Annotated in this window: 22 protein-coding genes; 15 read left to right on the top strand and 7 right to left on the bottom strand. The window is 68.1% G+C overall.

All coding sequences use genetic code 11. The features are described from left to right. Positions 1 to 162: 162 nt before the first annotated feature. From ABZ345_RS26625 to ABZ345_RS26610, 4 genes are read right to left on the bottom strand one after another with little or no spacing between them, the layout of a single operon-like run. A complete protein-coding gene (locus ABZ345_RS26625; RefSeq protein WP_359854103.1) occupies positions 163 to 912 on the bottom strand; it encodes an ESX secretion-associated protein EspG in 750 nt (249 codons plus the stop codon). Beyond that, complete coding sequence (locus tag ABZ345_RS26620; protein ID WP_359854100.1) at positions 909 to 2,135, bottom strand: hypothetical protein; 1,227 nt, start codon at positions 2,133 to 2,135, stop codon at positions 909 to 911. The genes ABZ345_RS26625 and ABZ345_RS26620 overlap by 4 nt, the downstream gene beginning before the upstream one ends. 21 nt (positions 2,136 to 2,156) lie before the next feature. Beyond that, a complete protein-coding gene (locus tag ABZ345_RS26615; RefSeq protein ID WP_359854097.1) occupies positions 2,157 to 2,669 on the bottom strand; it encodes a DUF3558 domain-containing protein in 513 nt (170 codons plus the stop codon). Positions 2,670 to 2,689: 20 nt separating this feature from the next. After that, positions 2,690 to 3,124: a hypothetical protein gene (locus tag ABZ345_RS26610; protein WP_359854094.1), complete on the bottom strand. Its 435-nt coding sequence runs from the start codon at positions 3,122 to 3,124 to the stop codon at positions 2,690 to 2,692. Between the two features lie 274 nt (positions 3,125 to 3,398). Here ABZ345_RS26610 and ABZ345_RS26605 point away from each other — a divergent pair, with 274 nt between their 5' ends. The 13 genes from ABZ345_RS26605 (at position 3,399) to ABZ345_RS26545 (ending at position 17,230) form a co-directional block, all read left to right on the top strand. Beyond that, positions 3,399 to 4,049: an L-threonylcarbamoyladenylate synthase gene (locus tag ABZ345_RS26605; RefSeq protein WP_359854092.1), complete on the top strand. Its 651-nt coding sequence runs from the start codon at positions 3,399 to 3,401 to the stop codon at positions 4,047 to 4,049. A gap of 80 nt (positions 4,050 to 4,129) precedes the next feature. After that, positions 4,130 to 5,269, top strand: a complete 1,140-nt coding sequence (locus tag ABZ345_RS26600; RefSeq protein ID WP_359854089.1) for an MraY family glycosyltransferase — start codon at positions 4,130 to 4,132, stop codon at positions 5,267 to 5,269. 89 nt (positions 5,270 to 5,358) lie between these two features. Further along, the gene (locus ABZ345_RS26595; RefSeq protein WP_359854086.1) at positions 5,359 to 5,805 is read left to right on the top strand and encodes a hypothetical protein; all 447 of its coding nucleotides are present in this window, start codon (positions 5,359 to 5,361) and stop codon (positions 5,803 to 5,805) included. A gap of 150 nt (positions 5,806 to 5,955) precedes the next feature. Further along, the gene (gene atpB / locus ABZ345_RS26590; protein ID WP_359854083.1) at positions 5,956 to 6,735 is read left to right on the top strand and encodes a F0F1 ATP synthase subunit A; all 780 of its coding nucleotides are present in this window, start codon (positions 5,956 to 5,958) and stop codon (positions 6,733 to 6,735) included. Between the two features lie 64 nt (positions 6,736 to 6,799). Next, positions 6,800 to 7,048: an ATP F0F1 synthase subunit C gene (locus ABZ345_RS26585; protein ID WP_359854080.1), complete on the top strand. Its 249-nt coding sequence runs from the start codon at positions 6,800 to 6,802 to the stop codon at positions 7,046 to 7,048. Positions 7,049 to 7,077: 29 nt separating this feature from the next. Continuing rightward, positions 7,078 to 7,626 (top strand): F0F1 ATP synthase subunit B, encoded by a 549-nt coding sequence (locus ABZ345_RS26580; protein ID WP_359854078.1) that lies wholly within the window; start codon positions 7,078 to 7,080, stop codon positions 7,624 to 7,626. Between the two features lie 9 nt (positions 7,627 to 7,635). Beyond that, a complete protein-coding gene (locus tag ABZ345_RS26575; protein ID WP_359854076.1) occupies positions 7,636 to 8,463 on the top strand; it encodes a F0F1 ATP synthase subunit delta in 828 nt (275 codons plus the stop codon). A gap of 46 nt (positions 8,464 to 8,509) precedes the next feature. After that, positions 8,510 to 10,156 carry a F0F1 ATP synthase subunit alpha gene (gene atpA, locus ABZ345_RS26570; RefSeq protein WP_359854075.1) on the top strand — a complete coding sequence of 549 codons (1,647 nt, stop codon included), beginning with the start codon at positions 8,510 to 8,512 and terminating at the stop codon, positions 10,154 to 10,156. Between the two features lie 8 nt (positions 10,157 to 10,164). Continuing rightward, positions 10,165 to 11,079 (top strand): F0F1 ATP synthase subunit gamma, encoded by a 915-nt coding sequence (locus ABZ345_RS26565; RefSeq protein WP_359854073.1) that lies wholly within the window; start codon positions 10,165 to 10,167, stop codon positions 11,077 to 11,079. Next, positions 11,072 to 12,508 carry a F0F1 ATP synthase subunit beta gene (atpD, locus tag ABZ345_RS26560; RefSeq protein WP_231114590.1) on the top strand — a complete coding sequence of 479 codons (1,437 nt, stop codon included), beginning with the start codon at positions 11,072 to 11,074 and terminating at the stop codon, positions 12,506 to 12,508. Before ABZ345_RS26565 ends, atpD begins: the two co-directional genes overlap by 8 nt. A gap of 307 nt (positions 12,509 to 12,815) precedes the next feature. Continuing rightward, positions 12,816 to 13,982, top strand: a complete 1,167-nt coding sequence (locus ABZ345_RS26555) for an aromatic acid/H+ symport family MFS transporter (RefSeq protein WP_359854070.1) — start codon at positions 12,816 to 12,818, stop codon at positions 13,980 to 13,982. 15 nt (positions 13,983 to 13,997) lie between these two features. Then, the gene (locus ABZ345_RS26550; protein ID WP_359854067.1) at positions 13,998 to 15,503 is read left to right on the top strand and encodes an ABC transporter ATP-binding protein; all 1,506 of its coding nucleotides are present in this window, start codon (positions 13,998 to 14,000) and stop codon (positions 15,501 to 15,503) included. Beyond that, positions 15,500 to 17,230 carry an ABC transporter ATP-binding protein gene (locus tag ABZ345_RS26545; RefSeq protein WP_359854064.1) on the top strand — a complete coding sequence of 577 codons (1,731 nt, stop codon included), beginning with the start codon at positions 15,500 to 15,502 and terminating at the stop codon, positions 17,228 to 17,230. Before ABZ345_RS26550 ends, ABZ345_RS26545 begins: the two co-directional genes overlap by 4 nt. Here the strand turns inward: ABZ345_RS26545 and ABZ345_RS26540 are convergent. Then, the gene (locus ABZ345_RS26540; RefSeq protein WP_359854061.1) at positions 17,227 to 18,471 is read right to left on the bottom strand and encodes a hypothetical protein; all 1,245 of its coding nucleotides are present in this window, start codon (positions 18,469 to 18,471) and stop codon (positions 17,227 to 17,229) included. The two genes, ABZ345_RS26545 and ABZ345_RS26540, sit on opposite strands and share 4 nt — an antisense overlap. Then, a complete protein-coding gene (locus tag ABZ345_RS26535) occupies positions 18,462 to 18,950 on the bottom strand; it encodes a SigE family RNA polymerase sigma factor (RefSeq protein WP_359854059.1) in 489 nt (162 codons plus the stop codon). Before ABZ345_RS26535 ends, ABZ345_RS26540 begins: the two co-directional genes overlap by 10 nt. A gap of 106 nt (positions 18,951 to 19,056) precedes the next feature. Between ABZ345_RS26535 and ABZ345_RS26530 the strand changes: the two genes are divergently transcribed. Together ABZ345_RS26530 and ABZ345_RS26525 are read left to right on the top strand one after the other, a co-directional pair. After that, the gene (locus ABZ345_RS26530) at positions 19,057 to 19,422 is read left to right on the top strand and encodes a F0F1 ATP synthase subunit epsilon (RefSeq protein ID WP_204763922.1); all 366 of its coding nucleotides are present in this window, start codon (positions 19,057 to 19,059) and stop codon (positions 19,420 to 19,422) included. A gap of 22 nt (positions 19,423 to 19,444) precedes the next feature. Continuing rightward, entirely contained in the window at positions 19,445 to 19,876 is a 432-nt protein-coding gene (locus tag ABZ345_RS26525; protein ID WP_359854056.1) for a DUF2550 domain-containing protein, read from the top strand. On the opposite strand, the gene ABZ345_RS26520 is transcribed toward ABZ345_RS26525, so the two are convergent. Then, complete coding sequence (locus tag ABZ345_RS26520; protein WP_359854053.1) at positions 19,873 to 20,445, bottom strand: cob(I)yrinic acid a,c-diamide adenosyltransferase; 573 nt, start codon at positions 20,443 to 20,445, stop codon at positions 19,873 to 19,875. The two genes, ABZ345_RS26525 and ABZ345_RS26520, sit on opposite strands and share 4 nt — an antisense overlap. Between the last annotated feature and the right edge of the window lie 14 nt (positions 20,446 to 20,459).

Raw genomic sequence — 20,459 nt, 5'->3', positions numbered from 1 at the left:
GCCTTGTTCCTGCAGCTCGTCCTGCTTCGTGGTTTCACGGATGACATCCGCGCCCAGTTTGACCTGGTAGCCGCCGTCCATGCTGCAAGGCGCGTTGGGGTGCCACGCGCTGCTAGAGCTGCTGCGCCTTGGACTCGAGGTCCGCGATCATCTGCTCCGGGTTCATCGCTCGCTCGTCATCGCCAGCACCTGTCCCAGGTGTCGTGCCAGGCCCATGTTGTCGGCGGGGCTGATGGTGAACCAGCCGCTGCGCGTCTCGACGTTGGTGTAGCGGCCCTGCTTCGTGTCGATCCACGTGACGGGCGGGAAGTCGCGCCTGGTGCGGCCCTGTCCCATTTGGACGAGGAAGTGGCCGTTGCCGATGGCGGGGCCGGTCAGCATCTGCTTGGCGATGCGGACGTCGTCGCTCTCCATCGTGCGGACCGCCTGCCGGAAGCCTTCTTGTTGCTGCTGGCTTTCGAAGGCCTGGGCGGGCACGGTGACGAGCTTGCCGGGGCCTGGTCTGTTGTGCGGCATGGCGTTGGCCAGGCTCGTCGCGATCTCGTTGGGCTGCACCAGGTTCAGCGTGATGTTGGTGGCCTCCTGGGTCACCAGCACCGCGTAGCCGCCGCGCGCCACCACGCTGGCGCGGACGACCTTCTCCTGGCTCATGTCCGGCATGCAGAGCGCGATGACGCGGAGTTCGGGGCGCGCCAACAGGTTCAGCGCGTCCTCGAGGTCCGGCTCCGGCCTGCCGCGCCGAGCGAGCCCCTTGCGTTCGAGGTCCTGGTGCACGGCCGCCTTGATGCGGGCGCGCTCGTCGAGCGTTTCGCCGTGCTGGCTCACGGCGAAGGGGTAGGGAATGTTCCCCGCCCGCAGGTCCTCCCAGAGAACCTCGAACGCGGGCAGGGAGAGTTGGGCGATCTGCCTCATCCGCCGATCACCGGCGGCGCGACCATGCGATCGTCGTCGAAGAACTCATCGGTGGGGATGAGGTAGTTCGACTTGTGCTCCTTGTCCTCCTCGCCGCCGCCCTTGCCGGCACCCGCACCGGCGCCACCGGCACCCGCGCCAGCCGCACCTGCGCGACCTGCCGAGCCCGCGCCCGCGCCGGCGCCCGCACCGCCAGGGCCGTTGCCCATGACACCAGCGTTGCCGCCGGGGTTGGCGGGGCCGAAACTGCCCGCAGCGCGACCGGCCGCGCCGCCCATGCCGCCAGGACCCATGCCGCGGCCACCACCGGCGCCACCGCCACCAGGTCCGCGTCCCATGCCGGGACCGCCCTGGCCAGGCCTTCCGGGCTGACCGCCACCGGGCGGGCGCATGCCGGGAGGCAGCATGCCGGGAGGGGTGAACGGAGGCCGGTTCTGGCCGCCGCCGGGCGGGGTGTTGCCCGGCGGGATCGTCGGCTGATTCGTCGGCGGAGCGACCCAGGACGGATTCGTGGTGCCGTTGTTGGAGCCGGGCGGCGTCGTCGTGGGCACGTTGGGCATGCCGGTGCTGTTGCTGAACCTCTGGTTGGTGTTGACGTTGCTGAGGCTCTGCGAGTGCGTGGTGCTGCTCGGCTGCGTGACGCCCTGGTCGTTCGTGACCTGCGGAGTGGACTCCATCGTGGGCATGGACATCGCGGCCGACATCATCGTGTTGTCACGGGTCTGCATGACCTGGACAGCCTCGGCCTTGGCCTCTTGCTGCTCGTTGTGCTTCATGAACATCTCGACGGGCGAGGCGACCATCGCCGGCGGGAAGATGATGGAGGCGCCCGCCCACTTCTTCGCGATGCCGAGGGGGTTGAAGTCGACCGGTTCGGGCATGCTCTTGTTCGCCTGAACCGCCGCGTCCCGCTGCTGCGCGATGGCAGCCGAGGTGCGGGTGAACCCCTCACCGGTGGTGTCGGCGAACGTCCCCACCTTGCCGAGCGCTCCCCGGACCGCCTCCGCGGCCTTGCCCGTCCACCCCGCCTGCGACCCGTTGACGAGGATGCTGAAGTCGGTGGCCAGCTCCTTGAACTTGGTGCCGAACTGGCCCCAGCCGTCGATCACCTGGTTCGCCGCGTTCGGGTCGTACTTCTCGGTGACCAGCTTCTTCATCTCTTCATGCGGCTGGCCTGGGTAGTTCGCGTTCGGGTGCGGAACGGCGGGTTTGACGGGCGCCATGAGATCCCCCCTCGGATTTCGTTACGGCAGTTTCGGCGCGATCAGGTCGGCCGCTTTCGAAGATCGTTCACAGGCGGCCGCGGTGTCCTCGGAGGTGGAGGTCAGGTTTCCGATCACGAGCACTGACGACGACTCGCTGACCGCAATGGCGAAGGTGCAGTTGTTCTTGGCGCCGTCCTGCGCTTCGACCTTGGTCGCGGCGTACTTGCCGACCTTGGTCTGCGTGATCTTGTCGCCGTCGAGGTTCAGGTCCTTGACGCCCGAGTCGGTGCGGATCCCGACCTGAAGCCCGCCGTTGCCGCTGACGGCCCAGTCGCAGCTGTTCGCGGTTCCCACCTGCTTCGCCTTGCCGGGGTACTTGAGGCCAAGACCGGTGACCTCGCTCTCGGAGAGCAGGTCGCACGGCTTGGCGTCCTTCAAACCGGAGCCCTGGTCGGCGTTGCTGGTCGGAGTGGAGCCACCGCTCGGCGTCGGGTTGGCGTTTCCTGAGGTGCCTGTGCAGCCGGCGCTGAGTGCCACGAGGCCGACTGTCACGGCAATGAGGATGCGCTTCATTACTTCCCGTCGAGTTTCTTGATTGAGTCGGCATGAGCCTGGTCAACGGCCTTGTAGGACGCGCGGCTCTTCTCGATCTGGACCTTGAGATCGTCGATCGCCTTCGAGACGTCCTTGAGCGTTTGCTGTGCCGCTCGGCCAAGCGTTCTGTTGCCCTGACTGATCTGTTCGGCATAGCCGCCACCGAGCTTGGCGTCCGCGCTGAGGTTGTGCGCGTCGCGGCCGACCTCGTCGAGGGCGTCCTTCATCTCGGTGAGCTTCTTGATCATTGAGTCGACCAGGTGCGGATCCACCGACAGCGCCTGGGTCTCGACTGCCACGGCGACGGACTTGGCCGCGTTGACGATCGCGCTGAGGCCGCCCCCGAAAATGCCGTCCCAGGAGCCGCCTGACAGGGCCCCCACCTTGCCGCTCGTCACCACTTCTTCGGACACAGAAGCTCGACCCTCCCCGATTGCGCTCTGTGGTCGGCATATGACCTTACAGTGGTGCGCCCGTTCGGGGGATGCGTTGAACTACTTAACCCTGTTTGGGCTAAAACTGTGCCTGGTCAGGGACGTCTCGAATGCACTAAGTGAGAAGGAAAGCGCAGGTCCTGAGGGTGCTTGGTGTCACGCACGCCCGCGTTGGGGCGAGCTGAGTGCGGCGCTGAGTGCTTAGGGCAGGCCATACGACGGCCGGTCCGGGCGGCTGGCTAGGCTCACCGAGGTGAGCACGGTCTACGACTGCAGCGAACCGAGCAACCGCGCGGCGGGTCTCGCCGCCGCGGCTGGTGCGGTGCGAAGTGGGCGCCTTGTCGTCCTTCCCACCGACACCGTTTACGGGATCGGCTGCGACGCGTTCGACGCCGAAGCCGTCCGGAGTCTTCTCGACGCCAAAGGGCGCGGGCCCGACATGCCCGTCCCGGTGCTGGTCGGGTCCTGGACCACGATCGACGGGCTGGTTCTCAGCGTGCCCCGGCAGGCTCGGGCGCTCATCGAGGCGTTCTGGCCCGGGGGGCTCAGCATCGTGTTGCCGCACGCGCCCAGCCTGGCCTGGGATCTCGGGCAGACGCGCGGCACGGTGATGCTGCGCATGCCGTTGCACCCCGTTGCCCTCGAACTCCTCCGAGATGTCGGGCCCATGGCCGTGTCCAGCGCCAACAAGACCGGGCACGCGCCCGCTGCCAGTGCGCAGGAGGCGCGCGACCAGCTCGGGGACGCGGTGCCGGTGTACCTCGACGGTGGGCTGAGCGGGGAGAACATCGCCTCGACCATCGTGGATCTCACGGGGCCGGACGCGCTGATCCTCCGGGAAGGCGCGGTGTCCAAGGAACAGGTCAACGAGGTGCTCGGCATCGAGGTCGACGTCGCGCGCTGAGCAGCGGCTGTCAGAATTGATCATGTCGCCGCGGGTACCGTGGCGAGCACCCCGAACACCCCCGATTGATTGGTAGGCCCGTGGGGCCCGCATCCTCGTTCGTCCTTCCCGTGCGCGAGTACCTGCTCGTCGCGCTGATCGCCGCCGTCGTGACGTTCCTGCTCGTCGGTCTGGTGCGCGCGATGGCGTTCAAGCTCGGGGCGGTCGCCTACCCGCGGCAACGCGACGTGCACGTGCAGCCGATGCCGCGCATGGGTGGTGTCGCCATCTACGGCGGCGTGCTGTGCGGCATGTTCGTGGCGCACCAACTGCCGGTGCTGCGGGCGGCGTTCGACTTCTCCAACGACCCGTGGGGCGTCATCGTCGCGGGCGGCGTCATCGTGCTCGTGGGCGCGATCGACGACAGGTTCGAGCTCGACTCGCTCACCAAGCTCGCGGGCCAGGTCACGGCGGCGGGCATCCTCGTGCTGTTCGGTCTGCAGTGGATGGTCGCCTGGGTGCCGTGGGACGGCGGCGCGACCATCAGCCTCGACCAGAACCAGGGCGCCCTGCTGACCGTGCTGCTCGCGGTCACGATGATCAACGCGATGAACTTCGTCGACGGCCTCGACGGCCTGGCCGCGGGCATCGGGCTCATCGCCGCCGCGGCCACCTGTGCGTTCTCGATCGGCCTGCTCGTCGAACGGCAGGGCGCGGTCGAGGCCTACCCGCCCGCGCTGATCGCCGCCGCGCTCGCCGGCGCGTGCCTGGGCTTCCTGCCGCACAACTTCAACCCCGCGCGCATCTTCATGGGCGACTCGGGCTCGATGCTCATCGGCCTCATGCTCGCCGCCGCCACGACCAGCGCGTCCGGCAAGATCAACCAGGCCACCGGCAGCGCCGCGGACCTGCTCGGTCTGCTCTCGCCGCTGATCGTCGTCGCCGCCGTGCTGTTCGTGCCGCTGCTCGACCTGCTGATGGCGATCATCCGGCGTACCCGGCGAGGTGAAAGCCCGTTCTCGCCGGACAAGATGCACCTGCACCACCGGCTGCTGGAGATCGGCCACTCGCAGCGGCGCGCGGTGCTGCTCATCTACTTGTGGGCCGGAGTGCTCGCGTTCGGTGCCGTGGCGCTCACGTTGTTCGACCCGATCATCGTGGCCACGTGCTTCGTCATCGGGCTGATCGTGACGTTCGTGGTCTCGGTGATTCCACGGCTCAGGGACACCCGCAAGCCGTAAACGGCGTTCATCTTGTTTGGGTCCGCTTAACCGCCGTTAACTCAGCCCCGCTCGCAAGCGCAAGTGGGCGAGTTCCTACACTTCGGGACATGAGCGACGCGGACAAGGCCGTCACGCACGAGCTGACGATCCAGCGGCTCGCCGGGGAAATGTTCCGCGCGGCCGCCTGGGCCGCACTCGGCACGTTTGTCCTCGGCGTCGTCGTGTCAACTGTGATCTGGGGGACCGCTGGTCTCAACGGATCATTGATCGGTGGTGCGATCGCCATCGCTTCGAGCCTCGTGACGCTGTTGTTGATGCGCAAGACGGCGGCACTCGATCCGATGTTCGTGATGGTCGCCGCACTTGGTGGATTCATGGGCAAGTTGATCGTGCTGCTGGCTGCGGTGATCTTGCTGCGCAACCAGTCGTGGCTGGAACCCAAGGCACTGGGAATCACCCTGGTGGCGACGGTGCTGGTGACGTCTTTCCTGGAGGCGAGAGCTTCCAAGCGCAGCCGTAGTCAGATGGTGGTCCCCGCCTCCGAAGGCGCCTGAGACCTGCTGATATGGTCCGCGCAGACCAGGGACACCCGATAGCAGGGGTGCCTCTGGTAGTCGCTTGCGAACCGTAAGGTACGTTAAGTCCAGATCGTGACGATTCCCCCGGCGGAGTGAACGCCGGCCGGGAGAACCGGAAGGAACACAGTGACCGACGTGGTGCTGGCTTCGGGGGACAAGTTCGTCGCCCCTGGTGTGAAGGACTTCTTCCTCCCGCCGATCTTCGGCGAGGTCACCAAGCCGATGGTCCTGCTGGTGCTCTCGATCCTGATCATCGGCGCCTTCTTCATCGCGGCCAGCCGCAACCTGAAGCTCATCCCCGGCAAGTTCCAGTTCGCCGCCGAGTCGGTTTACGACTTCGGGCGCAACAACATCACCAGGGAGCAGATCGGCGCGAAGGACTTCAAGCCGTTCATCCCGCTGATCCTCACGATCTTCTGCTTCGTCCTGGTGAACAACCTGTTCGGGCTCATCCCGATCATCCAGTTCCCCACGATGTCGCACATCGGCTTCCCGCTCGCCGTTTCGTTGCTCGTCGTTTACCCGGTGTACCACTTCGTCGGGTTCAAGCGGCACGGCTTTGTGGGCTACTTGAAGCACCAGACGGTTCCGCCGGGCGCGCCGTGGTTCGTGCTCCCGCTGCTGATCCCGATCGAGTTCTTCCAGAAGTTCATCCTGAACCCGCTCACGCTGGCGATCCGAGTTTTCGCCGCCATGTTCGCGGGTCACCTGCTGCTGCTGGTGTTCACCCTGGCTGGTGAGTTCCTGCTGCTGAACGGCGGTCTGACCGTCATCGTGGCGCCGGTGTCCTTCGCCTTCGCCCTCGCGTTGACCTTCCTGGAGGCACTGATCATGTGCCTGCAGGCCTACATCTTCGCGCTGCTGTCTGCCAGCTACATCGGCATGGCGCTGGCAGAAGAGCACTGAGAAACAGCACAAAGCCTCCGATCCGCGAAAACTCGCGGACCGAGTTGGAAAGGGAACAGCAACAGTGAGCGCTCTCCAGATCGCCCAGGACGCCGCCAACATCAACCCGGGTCTTGCGGCCATCGGTTACGGCCTCGCGGCCATCGGCCCCGGCATCGGTGTCGGTCTGATCTTCTCCTCGGTCATCAGCGGCACCGCCCGCCAGCCCGAGGCCCGCGGCGTGCTGCTCGGTCTCGCGTGGACCACCTTCGCCATCGTCGAGGTCCTCGCGCTGATCGGCTTCGTCGTGTACTTCATCGCGACCGCCGGCTGACCTAACCCTTCAACGCGTTAGGAGACGTCGTGTACCGCACCCTGATCCTGGCCGCGGAAGCACCGCACAACCCGGTTGTTCCGCAGCTGGCTGAGGTCATTCTCGGTCTCGTCGCGTTCCTGCTCCTCTTCTTCGTCATCAAGAAGTTCGTGTCGCCGAGGTTCGAGGCGCTGTACGCGGAGCGGACGGCCAAGATCGAGGGTGGCATCGAGAAGGCGGAGCAGGCTCAGGCCGAGGCTCAGCGCACTCTCGAGCAGTACAAGGAGCAGCTGGCCGAGGCTCGCGCCGAGGCCGCGCGCATCCGCGACGACGCGCGGGCCGAGGGCCTGCAGATCATCGAGGAGCTGCGCGAGCAGGCGCAGGCGGAGTCCGCCCGCATCGTCGCGCAGGGCCAGCACCAGCTGGACGCGCAGCGCGCCCAGATCGTCGCCGAGCTGCGTGCCGACCTCGGCCGCACCGCCGTCGAGCTGGCGAGCAAGGTCGTGGGCGAGTCCCTGGAGGACGAGGCCCGCCGCCGTGGCACCGTCGACCGCTTCCTCAACGAGCTGGACGCCGTCGCGGCGCCGGCGAGCAAGTAGAGGCAGCCGATGACGTTGCATGCTGCTAGTCGTGAAGCTCTGGCAGCCGCGGAACTGCGGCTGCTGGAGCTGGCCGACGCCACCACGTCCACGGACGAGCTCGCCAAGCTGGGCGACGAGCTCTTCGCCGTGCTGGGCCTGCTGATCGAGCAGCCCTCGCTGCGCCGCGCGGCCGCCGACGCCTCGTCGGAGCCCGCCGGTCGTGAACAGCTCGTCCGCGGCCTGTTCGCGGGCAAGGTGAGCGACGCGACGCTGCAGGTGCTGGTCGCCGTCGTGACCGCGCGCTGGTCCAGCCCGCGTGAGCTCGTGGACGGTGTCGAGTCGCTCGCCCGCACCACGCTGCTGGTGCGTGCCGAGCGCGACGGCCAGCTCGACTCGGTGGAGGACGAGCTGTTCCGGCTCGGCCGCATCGTGGCGGGTTCGCACGAGCTCGAGCTCCTGCTGGCGGATCCCGCCGGTGCCGTCGACGGCAAGGTCGCGCTGGTCGACACCCTCATCGAGGGAAAGGTCAGCCCGGTCACCAAGACGCTGGTCGACCAGCTGGTCCGCCACCCGCGCGGCCTTCGCGTCGCGAACGGTCTCGGCGAGCTCGCGGACCTGGCGGCCAAGCGCCGTCAGCGTTCTGTCGCGCACGTCCGGTCCGCCGTGGCGCTGACCGCGGAGCAGGTCGACCGCTTGACCGCGACGCTGACCACGATCTACTCGCGCCCGATCGCGCTGCACGTCGAGGTCGACCCGGCCCTGGCCGGCGGTCTCACGATCAAGATCGGCGACGAGATCATCGACGGAAGCATCGCCGGCCGGTTGGCGGCATTGCGCCGCAATCTCGCCAGCTAGCCCCCGAGCCCTTTCCCAAGAACGAAGAAGTGAGAGCAGGAACGACATGGCGGAGCTGACGATCTCGTCGGACGAGATCCGCAGTGCGATCGAGAAGTACGTCTCGAGCTACTCCCCGGAGGTCAGCCGGGAAGAGGTCGGTACCGTCGCCGAGACCTACGACGGCATCGCCATCGTCGAGGGCCTTCCGGGCACGATGACGAACGAGCTGCTCGAGTTCCCCGGCGGCGTCCTCGGCGTCGCCCTGAACCTCGAGGTCCGCAACATCGGTGCGGTCATCCTCGGTGACTTCGACAAGATCGAAGAGGGCCAGGAGGTCCGCCGGACGGGCAAGGTCCTGTCCGTGCCGGTCGGCGACGGCTTCCTCGGTCGCGTCGTCAACCCGCTGGGCCAGCCGATCGACGGCCTCGGTGACATCGTCGCGGACGACACCCGCGCCCTGGAGCTGCAGGCGGCCTCCGTGCTGCAGCGTCAGCCGGTGTCCGAGCCGATGCAGACCGGCATCAAGGCCATCGACGCGATGACCCCGATCGGCCGCGGCCAGCGTCAGCTGATCATCGGCGACCGCAAGACCGGCAAGACCGCGGTCTGCATCGACACGATCATCAACCAGAAGAAGGCCTGGGAGTCGGGCGACCCGAAGCAGCAGGTCCGCTGCGTCTACGTCGCCATCGGCCAGAAGGGCTCCACCATCGCGGGCGTCAAGACCGCGCTGGAGGAGGCGGGCGCACTCGAGTACACGACGATCGTCGCCGCCCCCGCTTCTGACTCGGCCGGCTTCAAGTGGCTGGCGCCGTACACCGGCTCCGCCATCGGCCAGCACTGGATGTACCAGGGCAAGCACGTCCTGATCATCTTCGACGACCTGACCAAGCAGGCCGAGGCGTACCGCGCGATCTCGCTGCTGCTGCGCCGCCCGCCGGGCCGCGAGGCCTACCCCGGCGACGTCTTCTACTTGCACTCGCGTCTCCTCGAGCGTTGCGCGAAGCTGTCGGACGAGCTCGGCGGCGGTTCGATGACGGGTCTCCCGATCATCGAGACCAAGGCGAACGACGTGTCGGCGTACATCCCGACCAACGTCATCTCGATCACCGACGGTCAGTGCTTCCTCGAGTCCGACCTGTTCAACGCCGGTGTCCGCCCGGCCGTCAACGTGGGTATCTCCGTGTCCCGCGTCGGTGGTGCCGCGCAGATCAAGGCGATGAAGGACGTCGCGGGCTCGCTGCGTCTGGACCTGTCGCAGTTCCGCGAGCTGGAGGCCTTCTCCGCGTTCGCGTCCGACCTCGACGCCGCATCGCGCGCCCAGCTGGACCGCGGTGCCCGTCTGGTCGAGCTGCTCAAGCAGGGCCAGTACTCCCCGGTCCCCGTCGAGGAGCAGGTCGTCGAGATCTTCGCCGCGACCAAGGGCCACCTGGACGACGTTCCCGTCGCCGACATCCGCCGCTTCGTCGCGGACTTCAAGGACTCGCTGCGCCGCAACCACGCGGACCTGCTGGGCAGCATCATCGAGACCAAGAAGTTCCCCGAGGACGCCCAGACGCGCGTCGTCGCCGCCCTGAACGAGTTCAAGAAGCAGTTCACCGCTTCTGACGGCACGACGATCGTCAACGAGGCGCCCGAGAAGGCGATGGACGCCGACAAGGTCGCCCAGGAATCGGTGAAGGTCCACAAGCCCGAGCCCACCAAGAAGTGATCTGAGCCATGGGCGCACAGATTCGGGAGCTCCGCCAGCGGATCCGCACGGTCAACTCGACCAAGAAGATCACGAAGGCCTACGAGCTCATCGCCACGTCTCGCCTCGCCAAGGCGCAGACCAGGGTCGCGGCCTCGCGCCCCTACGCGGACGAGATCACTAACGTGCTCTCCGCGTTGGCCGAGGCCTCGGCGAACCTCGACCACCCGCTGCTGACGGAACGCCCGAACCCGAAGCGCGCCGCCATCCTCGTCGTGACCAGCGACAAGGGCATGTGCGGTGGCTACAACGCCAACGTCCTCAAGGCCGCTGAGCAGCTGATCCAGCTGCTCAAGTCCGAGGGCAAGGAGCCGGTGCTGTACGTGACCGGCCGCAAGGCGATCGGGTACTACACGTTCCGGCGCCGCGAGGTCACCGCCTCGTGGAGCGGGTTCTCCCAGACCCCGAACTACATCAACGCCGTCGAAGCCGGTGACGCGCTGGTCGAGGCGTTCCTGGAGGGCACGGAGAACGGTGCGCAGGGCGTGGACGAGATCCACGTCGTGTACACGGAGTTCAAGTCCATGCTGAGCCAGACGCCGACCGCCAGGCGGATCGCGCCGATGGACGTCGAGTACACCGGTGAGGCTCCCAAGGGCCCCCGCGCGGTGTACGACTTCGAGCCCAGCGCCGAGGCGTTGCTCGGTGCGATGCTGCCCAAGTACGTGAAGACCAGGCTGTTCTCCGCCATGCTGGAGGCTGCGGCTTCGGAGTCGGCGGCTCGCCGGACGGCCATGAAGGCCGCGACGGACAACGCGACGGAACTGGTCCGGAACCTCAGCCGGGCGGCGAACTCGGCCCGACAGGCCCAGATCACCCAGGAGATCAGCGAGATCGTCGGTGGCGCCTCCGCGCTTACCGGTGGCGCAGGAAGTGATGAGTGACATGAGTGCTACTGCCACCACCACCCGCACCGGCCGTGTGGTCCGGGTGATTGGTGCGGTCGTCGACGTGGAGTTCCCGCGCGACGCCGTGCCGGAGCTGTTCAACGCTTGCCACACGGAGATCACCTTCGAGGCGGTCGCCAAGACGCTGACCCTCGAGGTCGCGCAGCACCTCGGCGACAACCTGGTCCGCTGCATCTCGATGCAGCCGACCGACGGTCTCGTCCGCGGCGCCACCGTCACCGACACCGGTGCCGCGATCTCGGTGCCGGTCGGCGACGTCGTCAAGGGCCACGTCTTCAACGCCCTCGGTGACTGCCTCGACTCGCCCGGCCTCGGCCGCGACGGCGAGCAGTGGGGCATCCACCGCAAGGCGCCCGCCTTCGACCAGCTCGAGGGCAAGACCGAGATCCTCGAGACCGGCATCAAGGTCATCGACCTGCTCACCCCGTACGTCAAGGGCGGCAAGATCGGCCTGTTCGGCGGCGCGGGTGTCGGCAAGACCGTGCTCATCCAGGAGATGATCACGCGTATTGCCCGCGAGTTCTCCGGTACGTCGGTGTTCGCCGGCGTCGGCGAGCGCACCCGTGAGGGCACCGACCTGCTGCTCGAGATGGAAGAGATGGGTGTTCTCGGGGACACCGCTCTCGTCTTCGGTCAGATGGACGAGCCGCCCGGCACGCGTATGCGCGTCGCGCTGTCCGCTCTCACGATGGCGGAGTACTTCCGCGACGTGCAGAACCAGGACGTGCTGCTCTTCATCGACAACATCTTCCGGTTCACCCAGGCGGGTTCCGAGGTGTCGACCCTGCTGGGCCGCATGCCTTCCGCCGTGGGTTACCAGCCGACGCTGGCCGACGAGATGGGTGAGCTCCAGGAGCGCATCACCTCGACGCGCGGTAAGTCGATCACCTCGCTGCAGGCCATCTACGTGCCCGCGGACGACTACACCGACCCCGCCCCGGCGACGACCTTCGCCCACCTGGACGCGACGACGGAGCTTTCCCGTCCGATCTCCCAGAAGGGCATCTACCCGGCCGTCGACCCGCTGTCGTCGTCGTCTCGAATCCTCGAGCCGTCGATCGTCGGCGAGGAGCACTACCGGGTCGCCCAGGAGGTGAAGCGAATCCTGCAGAAGTACAAGGAGCTGCAGGACATCATCGCCATCCTCGGTATGGACGAGCTGTCCGAGGAGGACAAGGTCCTCGTCGGTCGCGCGCGTCGTCTCGAGCGCTTCCTCGGCCAGAACTTCATCGTGGCCGAGAAGTTCACGGGTCAGCCCGGTTCGTTCGTGCCGATCAAGGACACGATCGAGGCGTTCGACCGCGTGTGCAAGGGCGAGTTCGACCACTTCCCGGAGCAGGCGTTCTTCTCCTGCGGCGGGTTGGACGACGTCGAGGCCAACGCCAAGAAGCTGGCCGGCAACTGAGCTAGATCTGGTTGTTCCTTCAGGGCCGTTCCTCCATTGTGGAGGGGCGGCCCTTTGGGTGTTCTGGGGCTGTTGTGGCGGCGAGGATGACCGCCGGCCGTGTGGCTTGGGTCGTGGGGACAGGCGCCCCTAGGACAAGTGGCTTCCAGAGGCACACCCCGCGTGCGCCGGCCTCTCGCCGGACGCGCCCCCGAGGCTGTCGATCCCAGCCGGGTTTCCGTTCAGTGGAAACCGCTCTCGCCGTTGCCCGGCCGTCGTCACAGGATTCACGGCATCCCGGCCAGGCCCTCAGCGAGGAGGAGAGCGCGTGAACAAATGGGTGTTACCACTGTGTTGGGCCGCAGTGCTGCTCGACGGGTTCGATCTGGTCGTGCTCGGCACGGTGATTCCCGTGCTGCTGCAGGAGAAGCTGCTCACGACCGCGTCCGCGAGTGCGGTGTCCACGGCCGGTCTGGTCGGGATGATGCTGGGAGCGCTCATCATCGGGACCATCACCGACGTCATCGGGCGGCGCAAGGTGATGATTTTCGCGGTGGCCGGGTTCTCGGTGTTCACACTGGCCTGTGCGGTGGCGCCGGACGCGACGACGTTCGGGATCCTCAGGTTCCTTGCGGGGCTTGGGCTTGGCGGGTGTCTGCCGACGGCCATCGCGCTGGTGAACGAGGCGCGGCCGCAGCGGGGTGGGCGGGCCACCACGCTCATCATGACCGGGTATCACGTGGGTGCCGTCATCACGGCGCTGCTGGGGATCGTGCTGATTCCGGACCTCGGCTGGCGGGCCTTGTTCGTGGCCGGCGCGCTGCCGGCGTTGGTGCTGATTCCCTTGATGCTCAAGTACTTGCCTGAGACGGTGGCGCGCAAGGCGCCTGCTCGGGAGGCGGTCGGCTCGTTGTTCAAGCCAGGACTGCGCAAGGCCACCGTGGCGTTCTGGGTGGCTTCGTTCATGGGGCTTTTGCTGGTGTACGGGCTCAACACCTGGCTGCCGCAGATCATGCGCAGCGCCGGGTACGAACTGGGGACGGCGCTGGCGTTGTTGCTGACGCTCAACATCGGCGCGGTGATCGGGCTGTTGATCGCGGGCGCGGTTGCTGACCGGGTGGGGGTTCGACCGGCGGCGATCGGGTGGTTCGCGGGTGCCGTGTTGTTCTTGGCGTTGCTGAGCATCAAGTTGCCCGGGCAGACCATTTACGTGGCGGTGCTGCTGGCCGGGTGCTTCGTGTTCAGCGCTCAGGTGCTGGTTTACGCCTATGCCGGGCGGGTTTACGAGGAGAACCGGGCCACGGGCATCGGGTGGGCGGCCGGCGTTGGACGGCTGGGCGCTATCAGCGGACCGTTGCTCGGTGGGGCATTGCTCACAGCCGGGTTGGCGCATCCGTGGGGGTTCTACGCGTTTGCCGTGGTGGCGGCACTGGGGGCGGTGGCGGTGAGCCTGGTCGGGCTGAGGTCGAAAACGGTCGTGTCGCACTCCGGGTGATGGCACAGTCGGGTCATGGCCCGACATGCGCCGTACGACGATCCCGGGACGCCTGACCTCCGATCGCCCTGGCGGTACCTGTGGTGGCTGGTGAAGATGCAGCGCTGGCGGGTGCTCGCCGGGGCGTTCTGGGGGTCGCTGTGGATGTGCGGGCTGATCGTGCCGCCGTACCTCATCGCGAAGGCCGTTGAGGACGGTCTGAGAGGCGGGAACCGCACCGCGCTGGTGTGGTGGTGCGCGGCGTTGGTCGTGGTGGCCGGGGCGCTGGCGCTGCTCGGGGTCGCGAGGCATCGCACGATGACGTTGGTGCGGACGGACGCCTCGCTCAGGACGGCGCAGGTGGTGGTCCGGCACGTGACGACGCTGGGTGGGGTGGTGCGGCGCAAGCTGTCCACCGGGGAGCTCACCTACCTGCAGAACGGGGACACGGCTCGGATCGCGCACGCGCTCACCAGCACCGGGCCCGGTGTCGGGGCGGTGGTGGCGTACGTGGCCACGGCGGTGTTGCTGGTGAGGATCTCGCCGCTGGTCGCCGTGGTGGTGCTGCTGGGCGTGCCGGTGCTGGCGGTGGTGACCGGGCCGGTGTTGCGGCGGCTGCACGCCGTGGAGGCCGGGTATCGGCAGAGCCTGGGGGAGTTGAGCTCGCGGGCCGGGGACATCGTGGCCGGGTTGAAGGTGTTGTCCGGGATCGGGGGCAAACCGGCGTTCGCCGAGCGGTTCGGCGAGAAGTCGCGCGAGGTGTTGCGCGACGGGTACCGGGTGTCGGTGTGGCTCAGCTGGGTGCAGGCGCTGACGTGGGGGTTGCCGGCCCTGTTCCTCGCCGTGGTCACGTGGATCGTGGCCCGGATGGCGGTGACCGGTGACATCTCGATCGAGGAGATGGTCGCGGTCTACCTGTACGTGACGACGTTGATCGTGCCGGTCAGCTTCTTCATGGAGGGCGCGGACGCGATTCCGCGGGGGTTGGTGTCGGCGCGGCGGGTGGTCGAACTGTTGAGGCTGCGGCCGGACGACAGCGACGACGACGCCCCGGTGCTGGACGTGAAGAGCGGCGCGCTGACCGTGGTGGTGTCCGCCAACGCGGCGCTGGCGAGGGAAGCGGTGGATCGTCTGCCGGGAGTCGTGGCCGACAACGACGACTACCTGTTCGCCGGGTCGGTGCGCGAGGCGGTGTCGGTGGCCGAGCACGACGACGCCGCGGTGGAGCAGGCGATCTGGGCGGCCGCGGCGGTGGACGTCGTGGAGGCGTTGCCGGACGGGCTCGACTCGCACCTGGAATCCCAGGGGCGCAACGTTTCCGGTGGCCAGCGGCAACGGCTCAGGCTCGTCAGGGCGTTGCTCAGCGAGCCGGACCTGCTGGTGCTCGTCGAGCCGACGTCGGCTCTCGACGCGGTCACGGAGGCGGCGGTGGCGCGGAGGGTGAAAGAGGCGCGGTTGGGGCGGACCACTGTGGTCGTGTCGTCGTCGCCGTTGTGGATCGGGCAGGCGGATCAGACGGTGCACCTGGAGGAAAGCCGATGAACCGGCTGCCGATCGCGGACCGGCGTGAGGTGCGGCGTGCGGCCGTGCGCCTGATGCGGGACGAACGGCGTGCGCTGGCCGTCGTTCTCGTGCTCACCGCGCTGACGGCGTTGACGGGGCTCGTCGGGCCCTACCTGCTCGGCAAGATCGTGGGCGGGGTGCAGAACGGCGGTCTCACCCTGTCCACTGTGGACCTGATCGCGCTGGGCGTGCTGGGCGCGGCGGTGGTGCACCTGGTGCTGGTGCGGTACAGCGCTTTGCTGACGACACGGCTCGGCGAACGGTTGCTGGCCTCGTTGCGCGAGGAGGCGGTGGCGCGCTCGCTGGCGTTGCCCGCACGGGTGGTGGACCGGCTGAGCATCGGCGATCTGCTCACCCGCGTGACGAGCGACGTCGGCACGGTCGGGCAGGCGTTGCGGGACAGCGTGCCCGAGGTGCTCACGGGTGTGGTGCACCTCGTCGTGGTGTTCGGGGCGATGTTCCTGCTGGACCCCGTGTTCGGTCTGGTCGCGCTGGCTGGGATGCCGTTCGTCTTGTGGACAGTGCGCTGGTACCTCGCTCGTGCGCGCGACGCGTACCTCGCGGAGAGCGAGGCCAACGGGGACGTGGCGGAGATTTCCGCGGCGGTCGGCGAGGGCAGCCGGACGATCGAGACGTACGGGCTGAGGGACCGGATGGTGGCCGCCGCGGACGCCACCATCGCGCGGTCGTACCGGATGCGGCTGCGGACGTTGCGGCTGCGCAACGTCCTGTTCCCGGTCGCGGGCTTCATGAACACCCTGCCGACCGCGCTGGTGCTGCTGTTCGGCGGCCTGGCGTACGCGGCGGACGGTGTAGGGATCGAGGTCGTCGTCACGGCGAGCCTCTGGGTGTGGCGGCTGGGGGAGCCGATGGACCGCATCCTGTTCTGGATCGAGTTCCTGCAGCGCGGCGGTGCGTCGTTCGCGCGGATCGAGGGCATCGGGGCGCAGATCGAACCGGCGCGCGAGGTCTCGGTGCCGGAGAGCGATCGCATCGAGGTGCGCGGGGTGCGGTACTCCTATGTGGACGGACACGAGGTGCTGCACGGCGTCGACCTCGTGGTGCAGCCGGGGGAACGGCTTGCGGTCGTGGGCGTGTCCGGTGCGGGCAAGTCGACGCTGGGCAGGTTGATCGCCGGCGTCGACCGGCCTGCGGAGGGGTCGGTGCTCGTCGGCGGCGTGCCGGTCGCGGATCTCGTGGCGGCCGGTGAGCAGGAGATCGTGCTGGTGACGCAGGAGCATCACGTGTTCATCGGAACGTTGCGCGAGAACCTGTCGATGGCCGCGCCGGACGCACCGGACGAGCGGCTGGCCGAGGCGTTGCGGACAGTCGACGCGCTGTGGTTCGACGAGCTGCCGGACGGGCTGGACACCAGGCTGGGCGCGGGCGGGGTGGAGCTCGATCCCGCGCAGGCACAACAGCTCGCTCTGGCACGGGTGGAGGTCGCCGACCCGCACACGCTGGTGCTCGACGAGGCGACGTCCTCGCTCGACCCGGCCACGGCCCGACACGCCGAGCGCGCGATCGCGGCCGTGCGGGAGAGACGCACGGTGATCGCGATCGCGCACCGGTTGCAGACCGCGCGTGACGCTGACCGGATCGCGGTCGTCGACGCGGGTCGCGTCGTGGAGTTGGGGTCCCACGACGACCTGGTGGCCAGAGACGGCACGTACGCGACGCTCTGGCGTTCCTGGCACGGCGGCTAGAGGGGCACCACCGTCTGCTGGCCGGAGCGCCACACGGCCACCTCTGTGGTGCCGGGCGGTGCCAGCCAGGCGTTCTCGCGCTCCTCCGGCCCGAGCAACGCGCCGCGGTCGGCGAGGATCGTGCCCTGGCCGTCCGGCAACGCGAGCCGCACCGGCACCGGCGTTCCCTTCACCACGGGGCCGCCGGGCAGCACTCGTTCGAACGTGCCGTCCGCCTGGTAGAGAGCGCCGAGCAGCCCGTCCGGCGTCTCCGTCACGGCGGCGAACCGGCCGTCCGGCAGCCAGGCTCGTACCTCCCAGGCCATGAGCGGCAGGCCGTAATCGAGGTAGCCCCGCTGCTTGAGGTCGTCGGACACGGTCTTCTGGAGGATCACCGGGCCGAGGAGATCCTGGCGGGACGACGCCCACATCGCGTCACGCCAGCCGAGGCCGCCCTGCGGTTGCCCCGTCGTCTGCGGCCTGGCCTCCTGGCGAGGCACGATCCGATCCTGGTCGTGGTTGACGTTGTCGGTGGGTGGACCCGTGTCCGTGCGGATGAACACGGGCTTGTCCGCCGGCCTGGCGGTGACCACGGCTACCCCGTCTTCGAACGGTGCCTCCTGCCACTGGCGCGAGTACCGCAGGTCCTGGCCGCGCACGGGCTTCGCCGACCAGAAGACCTTCTGCCCGAGGCTCAGCACCACGTAAGTGGCGTTCTCGTTGCTGCCGAGGCGGTAGATGCCCTGCTCGCGGGAGATGCTCAGCTGGTTGCCGGGGTTGTTATACACGATTTCCTGATCGACCACGGTGTCGTCGTGCACCAGGCCCACCAGCGCGTGAGGTTCGGTCGAGCCCGGCAGCCGCACCGACTGCGCGATCAGCGACACCCGGCCTTCCGGGGTGCTCCCCGCCCAGAACACGTGCGCGTCCGGTGAGATCTCCGTCACGAGGTTGTGGATGGTCGTCGGCTTGCCCCAAGCGGTGAGCGACCGCTGGATGAGCTCGGCGTTGCCCGCCTGGTCACCACCGGTCGCCGCGGTCAGCCGCGCGTCACCGGACACGGGACCGGGCACCGGCGGGTCAGAGGGGGAGCGCGTGAGCACCACCCCCGTTGTCACGCCTGCGATCAGTGCCACGACCGCGGTCGCGGTGAGCAATCTGCGCGTGTGTCGTAGGCGCGCACCGGCCATCACGTCCCCCACGAATCCGGGCCGCACGTCCAGGTCGGCGGTGGCGGCCTCCATTGCCTGCTTCAGTTCCACGTCAGCACCTGCTCACCCATCAGTTCCCTCATGCGGGCGAGGCCGCGCGACGTCTGGCTCTTCACCGTGCCGATGCCGCAGCCCAGCGTGCGGGCTGTCTCGGCCTCGCTGAGGTCGTCGAAGAACCTCAGCACCAGAACCGCGCGCATCTTGCGAGGCAGCTGTCCCAACGCGCGCACCACGCTGTCCGTGTCCACGACCTGCTGTTCGTGCCCCCGAGCCGTAGGTACCGCCCCCAGTTCCAGCGGTGCCTCCGGCTTGCGGGACCTTCTTCGCCAGCGGTTCGCGGCCGCGTTGGCCAGCGCGGTGCGCGCGTAAGCTTCCGGAGAAGTTCTGATCCGGCGCCACTTGCCGTACATGTTCATGAGGACGTCCTGCAGAATGTCCTCAGCGGCGCCGATGTCGCCGCCGCACAGCAGGTACGCGGTGCGCAAAAGAGCCTGTGAGCGCAACGCCACGAAGTCTTCGAAGTCCTGCATGTCCCCCCTTCGGCGGTTGTCGAAGGTACTGACACCGGGCGGGGCGGCAAGGTTGTCAGGCGACCGTTTAGACTCAGTTCGACTCCAGACGACGAGGGAGATACGCGTGGCCGAGATGACCGTTGAACTGGTCGCCGTTGAACGCCGCCTGTGGTCCGGTAAGGCCACCTCAGTTTCGGCGCAGACGACCGAGGGCGAGATCGGCATCCTGCCCGGTCACGAGCCCGTTCTCGGTCAGCTCGTCGAGGGCGGTGTGGTGCGGGTCCGCACGACCGACGGTGGCCTGGTCACCGCCGCCGTGCATGGTGGCTTCCTCTCCGTGACCGGCACCGGCGTTTCCATTCTCGCCGAGGACGCCGAGCTCGCGGGCGAGATCGACGTGGACGCGGCGCGTTCGGCGCTGCAGGACGCGGACGACGCAGAGCGCGCACGTGCGGCAGCGCGCGTGCGGGCCGTGGAACAGTCGGCCTGAGACCGGGCGCGAGTACCCAGCCGTGGGGATCACCGAGATTGCCGGACTGATCCTTCTTGGTGTGGCGGTGGTCATCGCCTACTTCGCCTGGCGCCGCATCCGGCTGCTGCGTGAAGGTGGCGTCCACGTCGCGTTGCGCAGCAAGTTCGACGATCGCGGCCGTGGATGGCATCTGGGCGTGGGGCACTACCGGGGCGACTCGTTCGCCTGGTTCCGGGTGCTCTCGCTCGGGTCCGGCCCGGACGAGCTGATCTCCAGAGACGGGCTCGAGATCGACGCGCGCCGTGAGCCGACAGGGCCGGAGGCGTACGCCATGCCCGTCGGAGCCACGGTGCTGCGGTGCCGAGTCCCCTCGGGCGAGGTCGAGATAGCGATGGGCCCGGACGCGCTGACAGGATTTTTGTCCTGGTTGGAGTCAGCGCCTCCGGGCCGTTCCATTCCCTGGGCTTCCTAGGCGTTCTCTCCGGGCTGCCAGAGCACGTCGCCGTCCGGGTTCGCCACGCGAGCCAGGATGAACAGCAGGTCGCTCAGCCTGTTCAGGTACTTCGCCGTGAGCACGTTCGTGTGCTCCGCGTCAGCCTCGATCAACGACCACGTCCGCCGCTCCGCGCGCCGGGCGATCGTGCGCGCCTGGTGCAGCAGGGCCGCGCCGGGCGTGCCGCCGTTCAGGATGAACGAGTCGAGCTTGCCCAGCCGCTCGTTGAAGGTGTCGCAGTAGCCCTCCAGGCGGTCCACGTAGGCCTGGGTGACGCGCAGCGGCGGGTACTTCGGGTCGGGCACGATCGGCGTGCAGAGGTCAGCTCCGACGTCGAACAGGTCGTTCTGCACTTTGCGCACGACCTCGTGCACGTCGTCGGCCAACTGTCCCAGCGCCAGGGCCACGCCCAGTGACGCGTTGGTCTCGTCGACGTCCGCGTACGCCTCGATGCGAGGCGAGGTCTTCGGGACGCGGGAGAAGTCGCCGAGTCCGGTCGTGCCGTCGTCGCCGACCCGCGTGTAGATCTTGGTGAGATGTACCGCCATGACCGGCACTCTAT

It is taken from the genome of Lentzea sp. NPDC005914, from assembly GCF_040629405.1.
Lineage (GTDB): Bacteria > Actinomycetota > Actinomycetes > Mycobacteriales > Pseudonocardiaceae > Lentzea.
The sequence above is the reverse complement of the archived record's forward strand: the minus strand, read 5'-3'. Positions and strand labels throughout refer to the sequence as shown.